The sequence below is a fragment of the Phyllobacterium sophorae genome, assembly GCF_003010965.1.
GTDB classification, from domain to species: Bacteria; Pseudomonadota; Alphaproteobacteria; order Rhizobiales; family Rhizobiaceae; genus Phyllobacterium; species Phyllobacterium sophorae.
In genome coordinates, this window is sequence record NZ_PGGM01000043.1 from 1 (window position 1) to 980 (window position 980).

Consider the following 980-nt stretch of genomic DNA (forward strand, 5'->3'; position numbering starts at 1 on the left):
GAGTATCCGTTTTGATCAAGTGGCTTTTTGGTTCCATTTTCGGTTGTCGCGCAGGAGCGCGTTGGCGAGGACGATAAGTTTTCGCATGATTGCAGTTATAGCGACCTTTGGCGGTTTTCCAGTCCCGATAAGCGCGTTGTACGTGGCCTTGAGATCTGGATTAAAGCGGGCAGCGACAAGTGCTGGCATATAGAGCGCTTGCCGGACGATGGCCCTTCCGCCAGCAATGAAAGCGCGTCCGGTCCATCGTCCGGATTGTCGGCTCATCGGAGCAAGCCCGCATAAGGAGGCTGCGGCCTTTTCGTCGAGCTCTCCGAGTTCGGGCATTTCGATGATCAGCGTGAAAGCAGTGACGGTGGAAATGCCCGGAATGGAGACGAGGATTGCGAAGCGCGCCTTGAGGCCATCATCGACATTGATCAATCGCATGATGGCCTCATCGATCTGTCGCATCTGGGTATCTATCTGCCTGAGGCGCACGTCGTTTTGCCGTTTAAGCAGAAGCTGGGTCAGGTTCTTTGCGCGGTTTTTGGCCGCAGTCCTGTCCTTCAACAACGCCAGACGAGCAACGTGCAGTTCCTTCAAATCATTGAGCACATGCGTATTTTTGCGCAGAAGACGCGGATCGAGCAGCAGCCCATAGCGGGCAAGCAGTTCAGCATCAACCCGATCCGTCTTGGCCAACCTGCCGGTCGCTTCGGCAAAACGCCTGACAAGGCGCGGATTGACTTTGGAAATCGGCAGGCCCTGGGCGATCATGAAGCGCTCGAACGCTTTGTGATAAGCGCCCGTTGGCTCGTAGACGATACGGTCAATGGGCAAACCGCCGATCCATTTGAGGATTGCAACAAATCCTTTGCGGTCATTGGGAATCCGCAGCCTCTCGCCACCTGGTAGGCGATGAAGATCGATATGGTCTTTCGAAATGTCGGCGCCGATAGTATCCTGATGCATCTTTTCCGCCTCCTATGCTTGTCATC

The 980-nt window shown here is 54.9% G+C and carries 1 protein-coding gene; it reads right to left on the reverse strand.

Annotated features, from left to right (window positions below; translation table 11 throughout):
• Positions 1-15: 15 nt before the first annotated feature.
• A complete protein-coding gene (locus CU103_RS30945; protein ID WP_106667835.1) occupies positions 16-954 on the reverse strand; it encodes an IS110 family RNA-guided transposase in 939 nt (312 codons plus the stop codon).
• Between the last annotated feature and the right edge of the window lie 26 nt (positions 955-980).

What these genes read in the sequence shown, in the direction of transcription:
- CU103_RS30945 (WP_106667835.1), bottom strand. Translation starts at nt 954, where the DNA reads ATGCATCAGGATACTATCGGCGCCGACATTTCGAAAGACCATATCGAT.